General features: G+C 71.6%; 19 protein-coding genes and 1 pseudogene. 11 read left to right on the top strand and 9 right to left on the bottom strand.

Annotated elements, in window-relative coordinates; genetic code table 11:
* Positions 1-20: 20 nt before the first annotated feature.
* Positions 21-788: pseudogene (locus tag AB0J02_RS08155) on the top strand (serine/threonine-protein kinase); the annotation flags it as partial.
* Positions 789-893: 105 nt separating this feature from the next.
* Here AB0J02_RS08155 and AB0J02_RS08150 read toward each other — a convergent pair.
* Both AB0J02_RS08150 and AB0J02_RS08145 read right to left on the bottom strand, forming a co-directional pair.
* Positions 894-1,370: a nucleoside deaminase gene (locus AB0J02_RS08150; protein ID WP_363192756.1), complete on the bottom strand. Its 477-nt coding sequence runs from the start codon at positions 1,368-1,370 to the stop codon at positions 894-896.
* Positions 1,371-1,375: 5 nt separating this feature from the next.
* A complete protein-coding gene (locus AB0J02_RS08145) occupies positions 1,376-1,780 on the bottom strand; it encodes a PLD nuclease N-terminal domain-containing protein (RefSeq protein ID WP_363192755.1) in 405 nt (134 codons plus the stop codon).
* A gap of 101 nt (positions 1,781-1,881) precedes the next feature.
* Here AB0J02_RS08145 and AB0J02_RS08140 point away from each other — a divergent pair, with 101 nt between their 5' ends.
* On the top strand, positions 1,882-3,336 hold the full coding sequence (locus tag AB0J02_RS08140; RefSeq protein WP_363192754.1) for a menaquinone biosynthesis decarboxylase: 1,455 nt from the start codon (positions 1,882-1,884) through the stop codon (positions 3,334-3,336).
* Entirely contained in the window at positions 3,333-4,238 is a 906-nt protein-coding gene (gene mqnP, locus AB0J02_RS08135) for a menaquinone biosynthesis prenyltransferase MqnP (RefSeq protein WP_363192753.1), read from the top strand. Before AB0J02_RS08140 ends, mqnP begins: the two co-directional genes overlap by 4 nt.
* Here mqnP and AB0J02_RS08130 read toward each other — a convergent pair.
* Both AB0J02_RS08130 and AB0J02_RS08125 read right to left on the bottom strand, forming a co-directional pair.
* Positions 4,228-4,986, bottom strand: coding sequence for a hypothetical protein (locus tag AB0J02_RS08130; RefSeq protein WP_363192752.1), 759 nt, complete (start codon positions 4,984-4,986; stop codon positions 4,228-4,230). The two genes, mqnP and AB0J02_RS08130, sit on opposite strands and share 11 nt — an antisense overlap.
* Positions 4,987-5,088: 102 nt before the next feature.
* Complete coding sequence (locus AB0J02_RS08125; RefSeq protein ID WP_363192751.1) at positions 5,089-5,703, bottom strand: rhomboid family intramembrane serine protease; 615 nt, start codon at positions 5,701-5,703, stop codon at positions 5,089-5,091.
* A 111-nt stretch (positions 5,704-5,814) separates the two neighbouring features.
* Here AB0J02_RS08125 and AB0J02_RS08120 point away from each other — a divergent pair, with 111 nt between their 5' ends.
* The gene (locus AB0J02_RS08120) at positions 5,815-6,495 is read left to right on the top strand and encodes a UbiX family flavin prenyltransferase (RefSeq protein ID WP_363192750.1); all 681 of its coding nucleotides are present in this window, start codon (positions 5,815-5,817) and stop codon (positions 6,493-6,495) included.
* Here the strand turns inward: AB0J02_RS08120 and AB0J02_RS08115 are convergent.
* Positions 6,492-6,626 carry a hypothetical protein gene (locus AB0J02_RS08115; RefSeq protein WP_363192749.1) on the bottom strand — a complete coding sequence of 45 codons (135 nt, stop codon included), beginning with the start codon at positions 6,624-6,626 and terminating at the stop codon, positions 6,492-6,494. The genes AB0J02_RS08120 and AB0J02_RS08115 overlap by 4 nt on opposite strands.
* A gap of 140 nt (positions 6,627-6,766) precedes the next feature.
* Here AB0J02_RS08115 and AB0J02_RS08110 point away from each other — a divergent pair, with 140 nt between their 5' ends.
* Positions 6,767-7,222, top strand: a complete 456-nt coding sequence (locus tag AB0J02_RS08110) for an Lrp/AsnC family transcriptional regulator (RefSeq protein ID WP_363192748.1) — start codon at positions 6,767-6,769, stop codon at positions 7,220-7,222.
* A 74-nt stretch (positions 7,223-7,296) separates the two neighbouring features.
* Positions 7,297-8,460, top strand: a complete 1,164-nt coding sequence (gene mqnE, locus AB0J02_RS08105) for an aminofutalosine synthase MqnE (RefSeq protein ID WP_363192747.1) — start codon at positions 7,297-7,299, stop codon at positions 8,458-8,460.
* 19 nt (positions 8,461-8,479) lie between these two features.
* On the opposite strand, the gene AB0J02_RS08100 is transcribed toward mqnE, so the two are convergent.
* The gene (locus tag AB0J02_RS08100) at positions 8,480-9,013 is read right to left on the bottom strand and encodes a GNAT family N-acetyltransferase (RefSeq protein ID WP_363192746.1); all 534 of its coding nucleotides are present in this window, start codon (positions 9,011-9,013) and stop codon (positions 8,480-8,482) included.
* Between the two features lie 108 nt (positions 9,014-9,121).
* On the opposite strand from AB0J02_RS08100, the gene AB0J02_RS08095 reads away from it, so the two are divergent.
* From AB0J02_RS08095 to AB0J02_RS08085, 3 genes are all read left to right on the top strand, one after another.
* A complete protein-coding gene (locus tag AB0J02_RS08095) occupies positions 9,122-9,415 on the top strand; it encodes a DUF4229 domain-containing protein (protein WP_363192745.1) in 294 nt (97 codons plus the stop codon).
* A gap of 376 nt (positions 9,416-9,791) precedes the next feature.
* The gene (locus AB0J02_RS08090; protein WP_363192744.1) at positions 9,792-11,126 is read left to right on the top strand and encodes a dicarboxylate/amino acid:cation symporter; all 1,335 of its coding nucleotides are present in this window, start codon (positions 9,792-9,794) and stop codon (positions 11,124-11,126) included.
* A 142-nt stretch (positions 11,127-11,268) separates the two neighbouring features.
* Positions 11,269-11,883, top strand: a complete 615-nt coding sequence (locus AB0J02_RS08085; RefSeq protein WP_363193034.1) for a TetR/AcrR family transcriptional regulator — start codon at positions 11,269-11,271, stop codon at positions 11,881-11,883.
* On the opposite strand, the gene AB0J02_RS08080 is transcribed toward AB0J02_RS08085, so the two are convergent.
* Both AB0J02_RS08080 and AB0J02_RS08075 read right to left on the bottom strand, forming a co-directional pair.
* Positions 11,872-12,696 (bottom strand): MaoC/PaaZ C-terminal domain-containing protein, encoded by an 825-nt coding sequence (locus AB0J02_RS08080; RefSeq protein ID WP_363193033.1) that lies wholly within the window; start codon positions 12,694-12,696, stop codon positions 11,872-11,874. The two genes, AB0J02_RS08085 and AB0J02_RS08080, sit on opposite strands and share 12 nt — an antisense overlap.
* Before the next feature lie 362 nt (positions 12,697-13,058).
* Entirely contained in the window at positions 13,059-14,408 is a 1,350-nt protein-coding gene (locus AB0J02_RS08075) for a 3-oxoacyl-ACP reductase (protein ID WP_363192743.1), read from the bottom strand.
* 69 nt (positions 14,409-14,477) lie between these two features.
* On the opposite strand from AB0J02_RS08075, the gene AB0J02_RS08070 reads away from it, so the two are divergent.
* Positions 14,478-15,773: an acetyl-CoA C-acetyltransferase gene (locus AB0J02_RS08070; RefSeq protein ID WP_363192742.1), complete on the top strand. Its 1,296-nt coding sequence runs from the start codon at positions 14,478-14,480 to the stop codon at positions 15,771-15,773.
* Positions 15,774-15,805: 32 nt separating this feature from the next.
* On the opposite strand, the gene AB0J02_RS08065 is transcribed toward AB0J02_RS08070, so the two are convergent.
* Positions 15,806-16,684, bottom strand: coding sequence for a helix-turn-helix transcriptional regulator (locus AB0J02_RS08065; protein WP_363192741.1), 879 nt, complete (start codon positions 16,682-16,684; stop codon positions 15,806-15,808).
* 227 nt (positions 16,685-16,911) lie between these two features.
* Here AB0J02_RS08065 and AB0J02_RS08060 point away from each other — a divergent pair, with 227 nt between their 5' ends.
* Positions 16,912-18,315, top strand: a complete 1,404-nt coding sequence (locus tag AB0J02_RS08060; protein ID WP_363192740.1) for an MFS transporter — start codon at positions 16,912-16,914, stop codon at positions 18,313-18,315.
* Positions 18,316-18,688: the final 373 nt, after the last annotated feature.

Genomic DNA, 18,688 nt, shown 5'->3' with positions numbered 1-18,688 from the left:
CCGGGGCAGCGGCCCTCGACCTGGCGGGCGGAGGCGCCGAGCCGCTGCGCCCGCGGGACCCCGGCCGGATCGGGGCCGGTGGCATGGGGCGGGTGTGCCTCGGCGTCATGGACGGCCGGTTCGCCGCCGTCAAGCAACTGCCGGCGTCCGTCGTCGCCGAGGACCAGGGGTCCGTACGCCGCTTCGGGCAGGAACGGGACAACCTAGCGCGGCTGCTCGCGGGCGACCGCGACGCCGAACCGCCGTGGTTCGCCACGGAGTTCGTCCCCGGCCTGTGGTCAGTGCTCCGGGAGGCGGCGGCGGGCCTTGCGGCCGTGCACACCCTCGGCATGGTGCGCCGGGACCTCAAGCCCTCGAACGTCATGCTGACCGCCCGCGGCGTCACCCTCATCGACTTCGGGATCGCCCGTGCCATGGAGCAGAGCCCGCTCACCCGGACCGGCCTCGTCGTCGGCACGCCCGCGTACATGTCGCCCGAACAGGCCTCTGGCACACGGCGGCCGACCGGCGCGTCCGACGTGTTCGCGCTGGGTCTGCTCGTCGCGTACGCGGCCGGCGGGCGCCGGCCGTTCGGCGACGGGGAGGGCAACCCGCTCTGCCGCATCGTGCACGACGGGCCCGCCGAGGTGGTCGCGGCCTGCCTGGACAAGGAACCGGAGGGGCGCCCGGCAGTCGCCGAGATCCTCGAACAAGGCTTAGCCCACGGCGACTTGGGTACGCCGGAGTGGCCCGGCCCGCTCCAGGGCCCGCTGGCCGAGCGGGCGGCGTTCGCGGCGCGGGTGCCGGAGGGGACACCCGCGCCGCCGCCCGTGCCGGAGCCGGACACCGGGGGGACCGGCTCCGGCACCCGGGCCCCGCGGCGCGAGCGGGACGTAACGCCTCCGCGGGGCGGTCTACTCCCCGGCGGCGCCGTTGTCTCCGTTGTCTCCGATGTCCTCGTGCCACAGCTCCGGCCTGGCCGCGATGAAGTCCTCCATCATGCCGACGCACTCGGGATCGTCGAGCAGCACGATCTCGACGCCGTGCTCGGCCAGCCAGTCGTGCCCGCCGTGGAAGGTGCGCGCCTCGCCGATGACGACGCGGGAGATGCCGAACTGGCGCACCAGGCCCGAGCAGTACCAGCAGGGGCTGAGCGTGGTCACCATCGTGGTGCCCCGGTACGAGCGCTGCCGCCCCGCGTCGCGGAACGCGTCGGTCTCGCCGTGCACCGACGGGTCCGCGTCCTGCACCCGCCGGTTGTGGCCGCGGCCGAGGACCGTGCCGTCGGCCGAGTACAGGGCGGCACCGATCGGGATGCCGCCCTCGGCGAGACCGGCCCTCGCCTCCGCCACGGCGGTGGCGAGCCAGGTGCGGGCGAGACCGGGGTTCATGCCTGTCACTCCTTGCCCCGCTCGTCCTCGCGGCGCTTGAGCTCCTCCTCGCGGCGGCGCAGGTCCGCCTCCCAGTCCTTGAGGAGCGCTTCGTCCTTCTGGTCGTCCTTCTTGTCACCGGAGTCTTTGAGGGAGTCCAGGAACTCGGGGTTGTCGTCCGGCGCGACGAACCGCGCCCTGCGGTCGCGTTGCCACTCGGACGGGGTGGCGCCGCCGGCGGGCGCGTGCCGCCGCTTGCCGGCCACCAGCCAGGCGACCGGGCCGACGAGGACCTCGCCGAAGAGCAGGATGATGATGACCCACACCACCTTCGGCAGGCCGCGCACCTCCTCCTCGGGGGTGTTCAGGCAGTCGATGAACGCGTAGATCCACAGCGCCAGGACCAGCAAGAACGGCAAATAGCGGAGCATGGTGTCGCGACCCCCCAAGAACGGTGCGCACGGTGACGTAGAGGCGGGGTGCGGGCCCCCGGTGACCGGGCCAGGGTAGCCGGTGCCGGATACTGGAACGCATGGCTTACGACGATCTTCGCTCCCTGCTCCGGGCGCTGGAGCGCGAGGGCGACCTCCAGCGCATCAAGGCCGAGGTCGACCCCTACCTGGAGGTCGGTGAGATCGTCGACCGGGTACAGAAGGCAGGCGGCCCGGCCCTGCTCTTCGAGAACGTGAAGGGCTCGGCGATGCCCCTCGCGATGAACGTGTACGGCACCGACCGGCGGCTGCTGAAAGCCCTCGGCCTGAAGTCGTACAGCGACATCAGCGAGAAGATCGGCGGCCTGCTCAAGCCCGAACTGCCGCACGGCTTCGTCGGTGTCCGCGAGGCGTTCGGCAAGCTCGGCGCGATGACCCACGTGCCGCCGCGCAAGGTCAAGGACGCGCCCGTGCAGGAGGTCGTGCTGCACGGGGACGACGTCGACCTGGACCAGCTCCCGGCGCTGTTCACCTGGCCCGAGGACGGCGGCTCCTTCTTCAACCTGGGCCTGACCCACACCAAGGACCCCGAGTCCGGGGTGCGCAACCTCGGCCTCTACCGGCTGCAGCGCCACGACAAGCGCACCATCGGCATGCACTGGCAGATCCACAAGGACAGCCGCAACCACTACCAGGTGGCGGCCCGCAAGGGCGAGAAGCTGCCCGTCGCCATCGCCTTCGGCTGCCCGCCCGCGGTCACCTACGCGTCGTCGGCCCCGCTGCCCGGCGACATGGACGAGTACATGCTGGCCGGGTTCATCCAGGGCAAGCGCGTCGAGATGGTCGACTGCAAGACGGTCCCGCTCCAGGTCCCGGCCAACGCCGAGGTGGTCATCGAGGGCTGGCTGGAGCCGGGCGAGATGCTGCCCGAGGGCCCCTTCGGCGACCACACGGGCTTCTACACCCCGCAGGAGCCGTTCCCCGCGCTGACCATCGACTGCGTCACCATGCGCAGGCGCCCGCTGCTCCAGTCGATCGTCGTCGGCCGCCCGCCGACCGAGGACGGCCCGCTGGGCCGGGCGACGGAACGCTTCTTCCTTCCCCTCCTCAAGGTGATCGTCCCGGACATCGTCGACTACCACCTGCCGGAGTCGGGCGGCTTCCACAACTGCGCGATCGTCTCGATCGACAAGAAGTACCCGAAGCACGCCCAGAAGGTCATGAGTGCCATCTGGGGCGCGCACATGATGTCGCTGACCAAGCTGATCGTCGTCGTCGACTCCGATTGCGACGTGCACGATCTTCATGAAGTGTCGTGGCGCGCGCTCGGGAACACGGACTACGCCCGTGACCTGACCGTCGTCGAGGGCCCTGTCGACCACCTCGACCACGCCTCGTACCAGCAGTTCTGGGGCGGCAAGGCGGGCATCGACGCGACGAAGAAGTGGCCCGAGGAGGGCTACACGCGGGACGGCGGCTGGCCCGAGATGGTCGTCTCCGACCCCCGAACGGCGGCCCTGGTGGACCGCCGCTGGAAGGAGTACGGACTCAAGTGACCTCAGCATCCGCGGCGATCCCGCAGCAGCCGGGCCGCACCAAGGCGTTCCTGCGCCTGGTCATGATCGAGCACTCGGTCTTCGCGCTGCCGTTCGCCTACACCGCGGCGCTGACCGCGATGTTCGAGCTGGACAAGAACATCCACTGGGGCCGGCTGCTCCTGGTCACCATCTGCATGGTGGGCCTGCGCACGTTCGCGATGGCGGCGAACCGGATCATCGACCGCGAGATCGACGCCCGCAACCCGCGCACCGCCCACCGCGAGCTGGTCACGGGCGCGGTGTCGGTGAAGTCGGCGTGGACGGGCGCGCTGATCGCACTGGTCATCTTCCTCGGCGCGGCGGCCCTCCTGAACCCGCTCTGTCTCGCCCTGGCCCCCATCGCCGTGATCCCGATGGTCGTCTACCCGTACGGCAAGCGGTTCACGAACTTCCCGCAGGCCATCCTCGGTCTCGCCCAGGCGATGGGCCCGATCGGCGCGTGGATCGCGGTCACCGGCTCCTGGTCGTGGGAAGCGGTGATCCTCGGTCTCGCCGTCGGCATCTGGATCGGCGGCTTCGACCTGATCTACGCGTGCCAGGACGTGGAGACCGACCGCGAGGTCGGCGTCATGTCGGTGCCGGCCCGCTTCGGCATCCCCGCCGCCATCTGGGGCGCGCGCGTCTGCCACACCGTCACGACGGCCCTGTTCGTCTGGTACGCGCTGACCACCGGCGCGGGCACCTTCTTCTGGGTCGGCCTGGTGATCGTCGCGGGCGCGTTCCTGTACGAGCACACGATCGTCAAGCCGCACGACCTGTCCCGCCTGAACCGGGCGTTCTTCCAGGTCAACGGGTTCATCGGCATCGCGCTGTTCGTGTGCGCGCTGCTGGATCTGCTGGTGCGCGGGCTCACCGTGTGAGCGGGTCCGGGCCGTCCTCGGCCCGGAGCAGGCGCAGGAACGCCCTGAGTCCGCTGATGATCTCCTGGTTGTCCGTCAGCCGGTTCACCACCGACTCGAACTCGCGGCTGAGTGCCTCGACGCGGAGATCCACGCGGTCCGCGCGTCCGTGGGCGGAAAGGCCGACGGCGTCGACGGACGTACGCAGTTCGGCGAGGACCCGGTAGGTCTCCTCCCCCTTCTCCTCCAGGACGGCCGCGCCCTTCTGGAGCGCGGCGACGGTGGCGCGCAGTGCGGCGACGTCGTCGCGCGGGAAGCGCACCTCGCCGTGGAGCGTGGTGAGCCGGCGGCGCAGCGCGGTGAAGTAGGCGCCGGCGGGGCGGAACAGGGTGCTGAGCAGATAGCAGCCGGCGATCCAGTAGCCCGCTGTCCGGCCCGTGGCCCAGGCGGCGAACACCGTGGCGGCGCCCGTGACGACATGCGCGCCGACGGCCAGGCGCAGCATCACGGCGGCGATCCGTGCGGCCTCCGCGTCCCGGTCGGCCGGCACCGCGAGTCCCTTCTCGCGGCTGACGCGGGCCTCGTGGACCACGGAACGGGCCCGGAAGTAGAGGTTCCAGGGCACGGTCAGCAGCAGCACGAGCCACAGCAGGCAGATCGCTCCGCCCGCGGCGAGCAGCACGGTGTCGGCGGGGATGCCGAGCGCGTGGACCAGGACGAGGGCGGCGACGGCGGCCGCCCCGCACAGCACCAGGTAGCGGGCCTTCATGGCCTCACTGTGGCGAGCCGCGCGGCTCGCCGTATGCGTCGGCGTACTCAGTCACGTACTCAACCGGCGGTGTCTGCGGCCGGTCTCACCGCGGGACCGGACTCACAGCGGGAGCTGTGGCCGCGCCCGCTCCGGCCGGCGGCGTACGACGAACGCCGCCGCCACGCCCGCGATCAGGCCTATGAGGTGGCCCTGCCAGCTCACGCCCTCGTTGGCCGGGGAGAGGCCCGCCAGGATCGTCGTGCCCCAGTACGCGGCCACCAGCACGCCGACGACGATGCCGAGCGGTCTGCGCTCGACGAAGCCGCTGAGCACGACGAAGCCGAACAGCCCGAAGATCAGGCCGGAGGCGCCCGCCGTGTTGGAGTGGGCGGGGGCCACCAGCCACACCCCGAGCCCGTCCGCGACGATGATCAGGGCGCAGGCCAGCAGGAAGCGGCGCAGTCCGGAGAGCGCGGCGACGAAGCCGAGGACCAGCAGCGGGACCGAGTTCGCCGCGACGTGGTCGAAGCCGAAGTGGATGAACGAGGCCGGGACGACATCGACCAGCTCGGCCGGATCGCGCGGCTGTATGCCGAAGCGGTCGAGCGCGTGCCCCGACGCCGTGTCGACCACTTCGAGCAGCCACAGCAGGGCGACCCACCCCACCATGAGCTTTCCCGCGGCCAGTGCGCGACCGCGCGCCGGTCCGCGAACCGTGCTCGTACTGTCCGTCATTACCGCCCCCACCCCCATGGGCCCGCCGTCGCGGAAAGAACGACATCGCGGGAAGAACGACCACGGCCCCTGCTCAAGTTCCCCTGGGGCGACGCCGGATAGGCTCGCGGTGTGGAGCACGTTAACGCATCGAGCCGCAGCCCCTGGATCGTCGGGGTGTCCGGCGCATCCGGGACCCCCTACGCCGCCTCTGTGCTGCGCGCACTGCTGGCCGCGGGCGAGGCCGTCGACCTGGTCGTCTCGCGGGCCTCGCGGCTCACCCTGCTCGACGAGACGGGCATCGCGTTCCGGGACGCGCACTGGCGCGAGGATCTGGCCGAGTGGCTGGCGCGGGGCGCGGACGGCAAGCCGGACACGTTCGGGGGCGTCGGGCTGGACGGCGTACGGCACTGGGCGGCGGGCGATCTGGCCGCCGGTCCGTCCTCCGGCTCGTACCCGGTCAAGGGCATGATCATCGTGCCCGCGTCGACGGCGTGCGTGGCGGGGGTGGCGCTCGGTCTGTCGAAGGACCTGCTGCAGCGCGCGGCGAGCGTGACGCTCAAGGAGGGGCGCAGGCTGGTGGTCGCGGTACGGGAGACACCGTTGAACGGACAGACGCTCAGGCATCTGGTGACGCTGGACGAGGCGGGCGCGGTCGTGCTGCCCGCCTCGCCGGCGTTCTACGCGGGGGCGACGCACATCCAGGATCTGGTGGACTTCGTCGCGGGGCGGGCGCTGGACGCGGCGGGAGTGCCGCACACGCTGTACCGCCGCTGGGAGGGAGAGCTGGGGGGAGGCTCTCGCCGTGACTAGCTCTTCTTGCCGCGGGCGGCGGACTTCTCGGCCGCGCGGCGCTCGGTGGTGGCGGACTGGTGGACACGGGAACGATTGGCCGCCGCCTGCATCTCGCGCATGCGGGCGTACGCCATCTCGATCGTGAACACGGTGACAACACTCCTGAAAATCGATGGATCTTCGCTGATCCGGTGACTGGGCTTTAGATCTTGCGGGGTGTTGCCCCCGCATGCCTTAGATTCTACACGTAAACTCGCGTCAACGCTGAATAATGAAAGGCTTTGGACCTATGGACGCCGTGGACAGGCAGCTCATCCAGGCCCTGCGCGAGAACGGCCGCGCCTCGTATGCGGAGTTGGGCCGTCTCGTCGGCCTGTCCGGACCGAGCGTCACGGACCGCATCAACCGCCTCGAGGCGGCCGGGGTCATCACCGGCTACCGGGCCACCGTCGACTCCGCCTCGCTCGGCCTCGGCGTCACCGCCCTCGTCGGCATCTCCCTCTCCGACGCCGCCGACCACGAGGACGTCGCGCGCCGCCTGAAGGACCTGCACGAGATCGAGGACTGCTGGTTCATCGCGGGCGACGACTCGTACATGCTCAAGGTGCGGGTCGGCGACGTCGACGGTCTGGAGAAGACGATCCGCCGCCTCAGCGGCACCAAGGGCGTCTCCCGCACGCGCACCACGATCGTGCTCTCCACGAAGTGGGAGAACCGCGTCGGGGAGCTGCCCGAAGAGGTGTGAGCGCGGCCCTGTCGGAGGGTGGGCGTACGGTGGACCGGACTTACGGGTCTTGTTGGTGAGGAGAGGTAAAGGGCATGGACGCAGGGCTCAAGCGCGAGCTGGAGCAGAAGGTCAGGGACGGTGAGCGGCTGTCCCGCGAGGACGGCGTCGCGCTCTACGAGTCGGACGACCTGGCCTGGCTCGGCGGCCTCGCCCACGAGGTGCGCACGCGCAAGAACGGCGACGTCGTGCACTTCAACGTGAACCGTCACCTCAACATGACCAACGTGTGCACCGCCTCGTGCGCCTACTGCTCGTTCCAGCGCAAGCCGGGCGAGAAGGACGCGTACACGATGCGCATCGAGGAGGCCGTCAAGCTCGCCAAGGCGATGGAGTCGGAGAGCCTCACCGAGCTGCACATCGTCAACGGCCTGCACCCGACGCTCCCTTGGCGCTACTACCCGCGCTCGCTGAAGGCCCTCAAGGAGGCCCTGCCGAACGTCGGCCTCAAGGCGTTCACGGCCACCGAGATCCACCACTTCGAGAAGATCTCCGGGCTTCCCGCCTCCGAGATCCTCGACGAGCTGATCGACGCGGGCCTGGAGTCGCTGACCGGCGGCGGCGCGGAGATCTTCGACTGGGAGATCCGGCAGCACATCGTCGACCACGACACCCACTGGGAAGACTGGTCGCGCATCCACCGCCTGGCGCACGAGAAGGGGCTCAAGACCCCCGCGACGATGCTGTACGGGCACATCGAGGAGCCCCGTCACCGCGTCGACCACGTGCTGCGCCTGCGGGAACTGCAGGACGAGACCGGCGGCTTCCAGGTCTTCATCCCGCTGCGCTACCAGCACGACTTCGTCGACATGAAGGACGGCAAGGTCCGCAACCGCCTGCAGGCCCGCACCACGATGGCGACGGGCGCGGAGGCGCTGAAGACCTTCGCGGTCTCGCGCCTGCTCTTCGACAACGTGCCGCATGTGAAGTGCTTCTGGGTCATGCACGGCCTGCACACCACGCAGCTCGCGCTGCAGCACGGCGCCGACGACATGGACGGCTCGGTCGTCGAGTACAAGATCACGCACGACGCGGACAACTACGGCACGCCGTCCAAGCTGACCCGCGAGGACCTGCTCGACCTCATCCGCGACGCCGGCTTCCAGCCCGTCGAGCGCAACACGCGCTACGAGATCATCCGCGAGTACGACGGCCCGGACCCGGCGCGCCGGGACGCCCCGCAGCCGATGCGCGTCTGAGATCGCGGGCCGGGGGGCCTCAGTTCAGCGGCAGCATCATGTGCACGTCGTCACGGTCGTCCCCCGGGGCCACCCGGATCGCCCCGGGGACACGGCCGACCTCCTTGTAGCCGCACGCCGCGTAGAAGGAGTCCGCGCCCGTGCCTCCGCGGCAGGTGAGGCGGAGCGCCTCTATGCCGTCGAAGCCGCGGGCCGCGTCCTCGGCGGCGGACATCAGCGCCCGCCCGTACCCCTTGCCCTGGTGCCGGGGGTGCACCATCACCGTGTACAGCCACAGGTGGTGCCGCATGAGGCGGTGCTGGTTGCAGGCCAGGAACGCTGTCGCCGCGACCGCACCGTCCGGGTCGTTCTCGGCGCGGCCGACCAGCAGCCGGGTGCGGCCCTCGGCGATCCCCGCGAGGTGCTTCACCAGCTCGGGGCGGATGTCGTCGGGGGTGACCGGCGGGACGAATCCGACGGCCCCGCCCGCGTTCGACACGTCCGCCCACAGGGCGAGGATGCCGTCGCGCAGGGCCGGGTCGACCGACGGGTCCAGGGTGAAAGTAAGTGGCATGAACCGACCGTACCCATTACACGCGGGTCCGCTCAACATCGCTCTCCACGGCCGTGCTTCACTGGGGGGACCATTTGACAACGGATCGCTACGGAAGAGTGGATTGAGATGCTCCGCTACACGCTGATGCGCCTCGGGGTCTTCGCGGGCTGCTTCCTCGTCGTCTGGGGTCTCGTCGCCACCGGCATCGTTCCGCGCGGCCTGGGTGGCTCCAACTACCTGTGGATCGCACTGCTCTCCCTGGTCATCTCCGCGCCCATCAGCTTCGTGGTGCTGCGCCGGGAGCGCGACCGGGCCTCCGAGAAGATCGTCGCCCGCGTGGACCGCGCGAAGGCCAACATGGACGCGAGCCGCACCATGGAGGACGAGGCGGACGACGCCGCCCGCGCGCAGGGCGCGTAAGTTACCTCACAGACCACCCCGCCCCCGACACCGCTCCGGTGTCGGGGGCGGCTGCGTTGCGCCTGTGTTTTCAAGGTAAATGCGGCTTAAGAGGCATGCGGGCGCCTCGATTTCCCCAAAGAAGCCCTTTGATGTTCCCAAAGCACTGGTGTTAACGTTCCAGACATGAAGACATCAGCCGCGCACCGTACTGCCATGAGCGTCCCGCTCGTGGCGCGCCTGCATGTCGATCTCTGCCGTTGCATGTCCGCGGCCTGTCGCGCCTGACGCGACCATCCCGATGCAGCGGCGTCGCTGACCTCATCCCACGGTCGCCGCTCCGGTACTTCCCGTACGTCCCTGCCTTGTCCCCGCGTGCCTTCACTGGAGTGCCTCCGTGTCCGCGAACACCACCCCCGCCGACGCCAAGCCGGCTGAGCCGAAGTCCGGCTCCCGCATACCGAAGATCCCGTTCTGGGCGCAGATCCTGGGCGGCCTCGTCCTCGGTGTGCTGCTCGGCTGGCTCGCCCGCAGCCAGGACATGTCCTGGCTGGTCACCACCTTGGAGAAGGTCGGCGGTATCTTCATCCAGCTGCTCAAGCTGGCGGTCGCCCCGCTCGTCTTCTTCGCGATCCTGGTGTCCATCACCAACCTCCGCAAGGTCAACAACGCGGCGCGGCTCGCCTCCCGCACCCTCCTCTGGTTCATGATCACGTCGCTGATCGCGGTCGCCATCGGCCTCGTCATCGGCCTGCTCACCAACCCGGGCGCGGGCACCGGACTGACCCCGAAGGACGGCGCCAAGCCGGACCACGCGGGCTCCTGGATCGACTTCCTCACGGGCATCGTCCCCACCGACGTCATCACGCCCTTCACCGAGCTGAACGTCCTGCAGATCGTCTTCATGGCCGTCGTCGCCGGCATCGCCATCCTGCAGATCGGCGAGAAGGCCAAGCCGATCCTCACGCTCTCGGAGTCGATCCTCGAACTGCTCCAGAAGGCCCTGTGGTGGGTCATCAAGCTGGCGCCCATCGGCACCATCGGCCTCATCGGCTATGCGATCGCCACGTACGGCTGGGACCTCATCAGCAAGTACGCGACCTTCACCGCCGACATCTACGTCGGCTGCGCCCTGGTCATGTTCGTCGTCTACCCGACGCTGCTCGCGACCGTCGCCAAGCTGAACCCGCTGCAGTTCTTCAAGGGCGCCTGGCCCGCGATCCAGCTCGCCTTCGTCTCCCGCTCCTCGGTCGGCACCATGCCGCTGACCCAGAAGGTCACCGAGCGCCTCGGCGTCCCGAAGGAGTACGCCTCCTTCTCGGTCCCGTTCGGCGCCACGACCAAGATGGACGGCTGCGCCGCGATCTACCCGGCGATCGCCGCGATCTTCGTCGCGCAGATCTTCGACATCGACCTGGGCTTCGGCGACTACCTGCTCATCGCCTTCGTCTCGGTGGTCGGCTCCGCCGCCACGGCGGGCCTGACCGGCGCCACGGTCATGCTGACCCTGACCCTGTCCACGCTGGGCCTCCCGATGGAGGGTGTCGGCCTGCTCCTGGCGATCGACCCGATCCTGGACATGATGCGGACGGCCACGAACGTCGCCGGCCAGGTCCTCGTCCCGGTGATCGTCTCCGCCCGCGAGAAGATCCTCGACACCAAGGCCTACGAGAACGCGTCCTCCTCCCCGGTGGACGAGCCGCAGTCGGTGGCCGTGACCGCCGCCGCCTGACGTCCCCCGGCTCGTACGCCACCACCGTGCCCCGCTCCCGGATCCCGGGGGCGGGGCACGGCCGTAGGCTGGCCCGTGGACGGGGCGTGTGCGAAAGGCGGCAGGGGTGGGCGGCGACGTGGGGTCCGGGGCGGTGCGGCGGATGCCGCGGGCCGAGCGGGAGCGGCAGATGATGGACGCCGCGGTGCGGGTGTTCGGGGAGCGCGGGTACCGGGCCGCATCGATGGACGAGATCGCCGAACTCGCCGGTGTGTCCAAGCCGTTGGTGTACCTCTACCTGAACTCGAAGGAAGAGCTGTTCACCGTCTGCATCCGGCGGGAGGCGCAGGCGTTGATCGCGGCCGTGCGGGCGGGTGTGCGTCCGGACGTGGCCGCCGACCGGCAGCTCTGGGACGGGCTCACCGCCTTCTTCACCCACACCGCCGAGCGCCCCGACGGGTGGGCGGTGCTGCACAGCCAGGCGCGGTCGGGCGGGGACCCGTTCGTCGCGGAGGTCGGGACGATGCGGGAGGAGATCGTCGCCTTCGTGACGTCCCTGATCGCGGAGGCCGCGCGCGAGGCGCACCAGGAGCCCGGGCCGGCCGAGCGGGAGGTCGCCGGGCTCGCGACGGCCCTGGTCGGCGCGGCGGAGGCGCTCGCCGGGTGGGCCAACACCGACCCGTCCGTCTCCGCGAAGGAGGCCGCCACGACGATGATGAACTTCGCGTGGTCGGGGCTGGGGAACCTGATGGACGGGCGGCGCTGGTCAGTCCGTTAGCGGAGCCGCCTCCCGTACGTTCCCGGTGAGGTGCACCCGTTCCCCCCGCGCGGCCCGCAGCTCGAAGGCCGTCCCCCGCGTCGCGTACGTCACCGTGCCCGGCAGCAGCACCGGCGCCTTGAACCGCGCGTGCACGTGTACGGGGCCGCTCGCGCCGAATTCCGCCAGGCACCGGGCCGCCGTCCACATGCCGTGGGCGATGGCGCGTGGGAAGCCGAAGAGGCGGGCGGTGGCCGGGTGCAGGTGGATCGGGTTGCGGTCGCCGGACGCGGCGGCGTAGCGGCGGCCGAGGTCGCCGCCCAGCTTCCATTCCGTGAGCGGGGGGAGCGGTTCGCCGGCCCCGGGTTCGGGTGCGGGCGGGTCCTGGGTCGCGCCCCCGGCTGTCTTGTGCCGGGCCAGATAGGTGCTCGTCGACTCCCACACCAGGGTGCCGCCGGTACGCAGTGCGGTGCTGACGACAGCCTCCGTGCCGCGCCGATGAGGCCTCAACTCCGTTACCTGAAGGGCCAGTTCATACACATCAGTGGGGGAGAGGCTCTGTCGCTGGGTGATGTCGATCGAGGTGTGGACGAGCCCGAGCAGCGGCAGCGGGAACGCGCGTTCCGACATCAGCCGCATGGCCAGGGGGAACCCGAGGACGTGCGGATACGTGACGGGCAGCTCGTCCCGCCCGGTCGCGAAGGCGCAGACGCGTTCGTAGGCGGCGAGATGATCCTGCGAGACCCGCAGCCCGGGCAGGACGAGCCGGGTGCCGGGCAGGACGGCGTCGGGGCGGGGCCGCTTCAGGGGGGACAGGAGGGCGCCGCGGGCCATGAGGGGGACGAGCGACGGGGTGGAGGCGAGGGTGACGGTGCGCGTGGGGGTGGGAGCGGTGGCGCGGGCGGGGGTGCGCGGTGCGGTGTGCGGCTTCGGTTCGGTCATGTCGGCTCCTGGGGGAGGAGGGGCGGCGGCCGGCCGGGAGAACGGCCTGGGGGTGGCGGTTCGCCGGAGATGAGCGGGCTCGGATGGTGCGGCGTCGGGTCAGGTGGCGGCAGCGACGGGGCGCGGGGTGTCGGGGCCGGGCGCCGGGCGGCCGCGGGGCCGCGGGGCCGGGCGAGCGGCCACGGGGCCGCGGGGCACGAGGTGCCAGGCCGGGCACGAGGCGGCGACGGGGCGCGGGGGCGCCGGCCGCCGGGTCAGGCGCCGAGGAGGCTTTGGCCGCAGACCCTGACCACCTGCCCGTTCACCGCCCCGGAGCCGGGCGACGCGAACCACGCCGTTGTTTCCGCCACGTCGACCGGGAGCCCGCCCTGGCCGAGCGAGTTCATCCGCCGTCCGGCCTCGCGGATGAACAGCGGCACGGCCGCCGTCATCTTCGTCTCGATGAAGCCGGGGGCCACCGCGTTCACCGTGACGCCGTGCTCGGCGAGGGCCCGCGGTGCGAGGGAGCGTACGAGGCCGACGATGCCGGCCTTGCTCGCGGCGTAGTTGGTCTGCCCGGTGTTGCCGGCGAGGCCCGCGATGGACGCCGTGGCGACGATGCTGCCGCCGCGGCGCACGGCTCCCGCCTTGAGCAGTGTGTCCGTCGTGCTCAGCACGCTCGCGAGGTTCACGTCGAGGACCGAACTCCACCGCTCCGCGGGCATGTTGGCCAGACGCCGGTCGCGGGTGATGCCCGCGTTGTGGACGAGGATGTCGAGCCCGCCGGACCCGGCGGTGAACTCGGCGATGTGCTCGCCCGCGCCGTCGGCGGTGATGTCGAGCGGCAGCGCGCGCCCGCCCAGCCGCTCGGCGACCCGCCCCAACTCGGCCTCGGCGGACGGCACATCGAGGAGAACGACCTTCGCCCCGTCCCGTACGAGGGTCGCGGCGACGGCTTCGCCGATACCGCGCGCGGCGCCGGTGATCAGCGCGGTGCGTCCGGCGAGCGGCTGCGCCCAGTCCTCCGGAGACGCCGGCTCGCCCTCCGCAGCGCCGACTTCGACGACCTGCCCGCTGACATAGGCCGACCTGGGGGAGAGCAGGAAACGCAGCGTCGACTCGGCGGCCGCCACCGGCCCCGCGACCCGTACCAGGTTCACCGTGCGGCCGCGCCCGATCTCCTTGCCGAGGGAGCGTACGAACCCTTCGAGGCCCTGCTGCACGGCCGCCTGGTGATGGTCGTCGGCGGACGGCGGCGTCCCGAGCACGATGACGCGTCCGCTCGCCGCGACCGAGCGGACGACGGGATGCAGCGCGGCGTGCACCTCGGCGAGTGCCGCCAGGTCGGCGACGGCGGTCGCGTCCACGACGACGCCGACGGGACGCCGGGTTTCCGGGTCGGCGCCCGAGAGCGAGCCGCGCACCTGGAGACCGGTGCGGGCCAGGAGTTCGGACAGCTCCTCGCGGTGGGCGGACGTACCGGCGGTGAAGTGCAGCAACTGCCCTGTGAAGGAGGGGTGTTCGCTGGTCCAGCGGCGCAGTGGCGCGGGCTGCGGCAGGCCCAGGCCGCGGGTCAGGAAGCGGCCGGGGGCCGTGCCGGTGAAGTTCAGATAGCGGTCGGCCATTGTCCAACTCCCTGCTCGGTCGTAAATTTACTTCGGAGTAAGGTTACTCAGTAGTCAGGAGTTGTCGAGATGGTACGCCCCGCCAAAACACCGGCACCGCCCCGCCGAGTCGCCGTCATCGGCGGCAGCCGCATCCCGTTCGCGCGTTCCGACGGCCCGTACGCGACCGCCTCCAACCAGGAGATGCTGACCGTGGCCCTGGACGGCCTCGCCGGCCGCTTCAAGCTCCACGAACCCGGCGCCGTGGGCGAGTTCGTGGCCGGCGCCGTGCTCAAGCACAGCCGGGACTTCAACCTCGCGCGCGAGACCGTGCTCGGTTCGATGCTGGACGCGCGCACGCCCGCGTACGACATCCAGCAGGCCTGCGGCACGGGCCTGCAGGCCGTGATCGCCGCCGCCAACAAGATCGCCCTCGGCCAGACCGAGAGCGCCGTCGCGGGCGGCTCCGACACCGCGAGCGACGCCCCGCTCGGCGTCAACGACGACCTGCGCAAGATCCTGCTGGCCGCGCGCCGCGCCAAGACGGCGCCGGCCCGGCTGAAGGCGCTGGCGCGCATCAGGCCGGGCCACCTCGTGCCCGACATCCCGCGCAACGCCGAGCCGCGCACCGGCCTGTCCATGGGCGAGCACGCCGCCGTCACCGCCCGCGAGTGGGGCGTCGCGCGGGAGGCCCAGGACGAACTCGCCGCCACCAGCCATCAGCGGCTCGCCGCGGCGTACGACCGCGGGTTCTTCGACGAACTGGTCGTCCCCTACAAGGGACTTGAGCGCGACCAGAACCTGCGTCCCGGCTCGACCGTGGAGAAACTCGCCACCCTGAAACCGGTGTTCGGCGTCAAGGATCCGCACCCGACGATGACGGCCGGGAACTCGACGCCGCTGACGGACGGCGCCGCCGTGGTGCTGCTCGCGAGCGAGGAGTGGGCCGAGGCGCGCGGGCTCGAACCGCTGGCGTATCTGACGGCGTACGAGACCGCGGCGGTCGGCTTCGTGGACGGGGACGTCACGGGTGGTGGCGGCGACGGTCTGCTGATGGCGCCCGCGTACGCCGTGCCGCGGATGCTGGAGCGGGCCGGGCTCGGGATCGAGGACTTCGACCTGGTCGAGGTGCACGAGGCGTTCGCGTCGCAGGTGCTGGCGACGCTCGCCGCGTGGGAGAAGCGGGGGCTCGCGCCGGTCGAGCGGGAGCGGTTGAACGTGGCGGGGTCGTCCCTCGCCACCGGGCATCCGTTTGCGGCGACGGGGGCGCGGATCGTGGCGACGCTGGCCAAGTTGCTTGCTGAGCGCGGGGGTTCGGGGCGGGGGTTGATCTCCATCTGCGCCGCAGGTGGCCAGGGGGTCACAGCGATTCTGGAGCGGGCCTGAAGGACACGGGGCCCCGCCCCGGACCCCGCTCCTCAACCGCCGGAGGGGCTTGAGTGGGCAGGGTCCAGTTCCAGCATGGCCGCCTCGTCGGGGGAGCCGGCCGGCGCCTGGTAGGCCACCAGGCGCTGGCCGCCCGTACGGGCCAGCTGCATCACTTCGTACGTGAGGGTCATCCCGCCCACCTTCGGGTGGTCGAACGTCTTCGTGCCGCCACCCCGCTCCTGCACGTCGTACCGGTCCCACAGGCGAGCGAACTCCGGTGACTTGAGAAGGAGTTCACCGACGAGACCGGCCATCCTCGGGTCGTCCGGGTCGGTGCCGCCCACCGCGCGCAGATGCGCCACCGACTTGGCGACCGTGTCCTCCCACGGCACGTACAGCGTCCGGCCGACGGGATGCAGGAAGAGGTAGCGGGTCACGTTGCGCTGCTCGGGGGGCAGGTCCCACAGGCCGGGCAGCAGGCGGCGGCCCGCCGGGTTCGCGGCCAGCATGTAGCTGTGGCGGCTGACCACGTACGCGGGCATCGGGCGCAGCGCCTCCAGCATGTGCAGCACCGAGTCGCGGACCGTGTCGTCGCTCGTGGGGTGCGGCACGGTGAGCCGGCCCGAGGCCAGCTCGGCGAGTTCGTGAAGGCGTTCGTGGGCGTCGCCGCGCAGGCGCAGGGCGCGGCTGAGGGCGTCGATCACGGGGGTCGACGGGTTGGTCTCGCGGCCCCGCTCCAGGCGCGTGTAGTAGTCGACGCTGACCCCGGCGAGCGTGGCCAGCTCCTCGCGGCGCAGGCCCGGGGTACGGCGCAGCCCCATGCCGGCGGGCAGACCCGCTTCGGCGGGGGTGACCTGGGCGCGGCGGGCGCGCAGGTACTTGCCGAGTTCGGTGCCGGTGGGGGTGCCCGTGCCGTTGCTGTCAGCCATACGCCCATTGTCCCCGGCCGCTGAACGCGGTGGGGGGCCGTGTCAGGGCGTGGAACGCGGCACCCCGGTGGAGCGCGGCCTGCCACTTCGCGCGGGCCGCCGGGAGAGTGGATCCCGTTGCGGGTGGCTGGGGCCGCCGGGCCCAGGGGGTGCACGTCACCGGGCCGCGGCCCGACGTCCCCACCCACCCGCTCCTCCCCGACCCGTCCGCCTGCTTGGAGGCCCGCGTGACCCTCACCGGTACACCTGCCGTCGCCGTCCGCACCACCCCGCCACCGGTAGGCGCCGCCGCCTCCGGCGGCACGGCGCTGGTCGCCGCGCTGCTCGGCTTCACCGTCATCACGGTCGACGTGTCGGCGGTGAACATCGCGCTGCCCGACATCCGGGCCTCGCTGCACGGTGGCATGGCGGGGCTGCAGTGGGTCGTGGACGCGTACACGCTGATGTTCGCGGGACTGATGCTGTCCGCCGGGGCGCTCTCCGACCGCGCCGGGGCCCGTCGCGCCTACGCCTGGGGCACCGGCCTGTTCACCCTCGCCTCGCTGGCCTGCGCCCTCGCCCCCGGCATCGGCGCACTCGTCGGCGCACGGGTCGTGCAGGGCGGGGCCGCCGCGATCCTGATGCCCGCGTCCCTGGCACTGATCAGGCAGGCCTACGACGACGCACGGCGCAGAGCGCGGGCCATCGCGCTGTGGACCGTGGGCGGTTCCGTCGCGATGGCGGCGGGCCCGGTCCTGGGCGGTGTCCTCACGGAGACGGTCGGATGGCGGGCCGTCTTCTTCCTCAACCTCCCCGTCGGCGCGGCCATCCTGACGCTGCTCCTGAAGGTGGCACCCTCGCCGCGCAGGCCGGCACCGCTCGACGTACCCGGCCAGATCACGGCGGTGGTCACACTCGCCGGGCTCACCTTCGCCGTCATCGAGGGCGGGCACGCGGGCTGGACGTCCGCGCCGGTCCTCGCGTCCGCGGCACTCGCCGTGGTCGGCGCGATCGCGTTCTACGTCACCGAGAAGCGTCACCGGGCGCCCATGGTGCCGCTGCCGATGCTGCGCCGGCGCACCGTGTCCGTGTCGCTCGCGGTCGGCTTCGCGATCAACGTCGCGTTCTACGGCCTCGTGTTCATGCTCGGCCTCTACCTCCAGCAGGAGCGCGGGATGTCGGCGCTCACCGCGGGCCTGGTGTTCGTACCGCTGGCGGCGATCATCACGACGACGAACCTGGTCTCCCCGCGCATGGCCGAGCGGTTCGGCCGCCGCCCGGTCATCGTCCTGGGCCAACTCGTCCTTGCCCTGGCCATGTTCGTACTGCTGCCGCTCGATGCCGGTACGCCGATGTGGCTCGTGATCCTTTTGCTGGTGCCGACCGGCCTCGGCGGAGCCTTCGCGATCCCGGCCGTCACGGCCATGCTGATGGACTCCGTCCCGGGCCCGCGGGTGGGCACGGCGTCCGGACTCCTGAACGCGTTCCGGCAGACCGGCGGGGCGCTGGCGGTGGCCCTCTTCGGCACGCTCGTCTCCGACGGTGGCGCGGTGTTTTCCCTGGCCGGGATGCGGGTGAGTCTGGTCGTCGCGGGGGTCCTGCTGTGCGGGACGGCGGGGCTGGCGGGGTGGTTGTTGCCGCGAGGTCGTTGACATGTCGGGGCATCGGCCTCGGCCGGGAGTCTGCCTTCCTACGGGCCTGATTCCACGGTGCCCGGCGCTGGGGTGCCGCCTTGCCCACCCTGCCGCCCAAGGCGGCAGATTGCCCAAGTCGGGTAAGGCGAGGGCAGGTTGCCCAGGGCGGGGCGGGCGGCGAGGCGACGAGGGCAGCGACGGGCGGCGACCCGGCCGGCGGGGCGGCGAACCCGCTGGCGGAGGCGGCGACAGCCGACGGCGCTGCACCCGAACCGGACGTCCCACGCACTCGCGGTCGCAATGCGACGGCGCTGCACCCGAACCGGACGTCCCACGCACTCGTGGTCGCAATACGACGGCGCTGCACCCGAACCGGACGCCCCCCGCACTA

It is taken from the genome of Streptomyces sp. NPDC050264, from assembly GCF_040655895.1.
In the GTDB taxonomy this organism is placed as follows: domain Bacteria; phylum Actinomycetota; class Actinomycetes; order Streptomycetales; family Streptomycetaceae; genus Streptomyces.
The sequence above is the reverse complement of the archived record's forward strand: the minus strand, read 5'-3'. Positions and strand labels throughout refer to the sequence as shown.

What these genes read in the sequence shown, in the direction of transcription:
- AB0J02_RS08150 (WP_363192756.1), bottom strand. Translation starts at nt 1,370, where the DNA reads ATGAACCCCGGTCTCGCCCGCACCTGGCTCGCCACCGCCGTGGCGGAG.
- AB0J02_RS08145 (WP_363192755.1), bottom strand. Translation starts at nt 1,780, where the DNA reads ATGCTCCGCTATTTGCCGTTCTTGCTGGTCCTGGCGCTGTGGATCTAC.
- AB0J02_RS08140 (WP_363192754.1), top strand. Translation starts at nt 1,882, where the DNA reads ATGGCTTACGACGATCTTCGCTCCCTGCTCCGGGCGCTGGAGCGCGAG.
- AB0J02_RS08130 (WP_363192752.1), bottom strand. Translation starts at nt 4,986, where the DNA reads ATGAAGGCCCGCTACCTGGTGCTGTGCGGGGCGGCCGCCGTCGCCGCC.
- AB0J02_RS08125 (WP_363192751.1), bottom strand. Translation starts at nt 5,703, where the DNA reads ATGACGGACAGTACGAGCACGGTTCGCGGACCGGCGCGCGGTCGCGCA.
- AB0J02_RS08110 (WP_363192748.1), top strand. Translation starts at nt 6,767, where the DNA reads ATGGACGCCGTGGACAGGCAGCTCATCCAGGCCCTGCGCGAGAACGGC.
- mqnE (WP_363192747.1), top strand. Translation starts at nt 7,297, where the DNA reads ATGGACGCAGGGCTCAAGCGCGAGCTGGAGCAGAAGGTCAGGGACGGT.
- AB0J02_RS08100 (WP_363192746.1), bottom strand. Translation starts at nt 9,013, where the DNA reads ATGCCACTTACTTTCACCCTGGACCCGTCGGTCGACCCGGCCCTGCGC.
- AB0J02_RS08095 (WP_363192745.1), top strand. Translation starts at nt 9,122, where the DNA reads ATGCTCCGCTACACGCTGATGCGCCTCGGGGTCTTCGCGGGCTGCTTC.
- AB0J02_RS08085 (WP_363193034.1), top strand. Translation starts at nt 11,269, where the DNA reads ATGCCGCGGGCCGAGCGGGAGCGGCAGATGATGGACGCCGCGGTGCGG.
- AB0J02_RS08080 (WP_363193033.1), bottom strand. Translation starts at nt 12,696, where the DNA reads ATGGCCCGCGGCGCCCTCCTGTCCCCCCTGAAGCGGCCCCGCCCCGAC.
- AB0J02_RS08075 (WP_363192743.1), bottom strand. Translation starts at nt 14,408, where the DNA reads ATGGCCGACCGCTATCTGAACTTCACCGGCACGGCCCCCGGCCGCTTC.
- AB0J02_RS08070 (WP_363192742.1), top strand. Translation starts at nt 14,478, where the DNA reads ATGGTACGCCCCGCCAAAACACCGGCACCGCCCCGCCGAGTCGCCGTC.
- AB0J02_RS08065 (WP_363192741.1), bottom strand. Translation starts at nt 16,684, where the DNA reads ATGGCTGACAGCAACGGCACGGGCACCCCCACCGGCACCGAACTCGGC.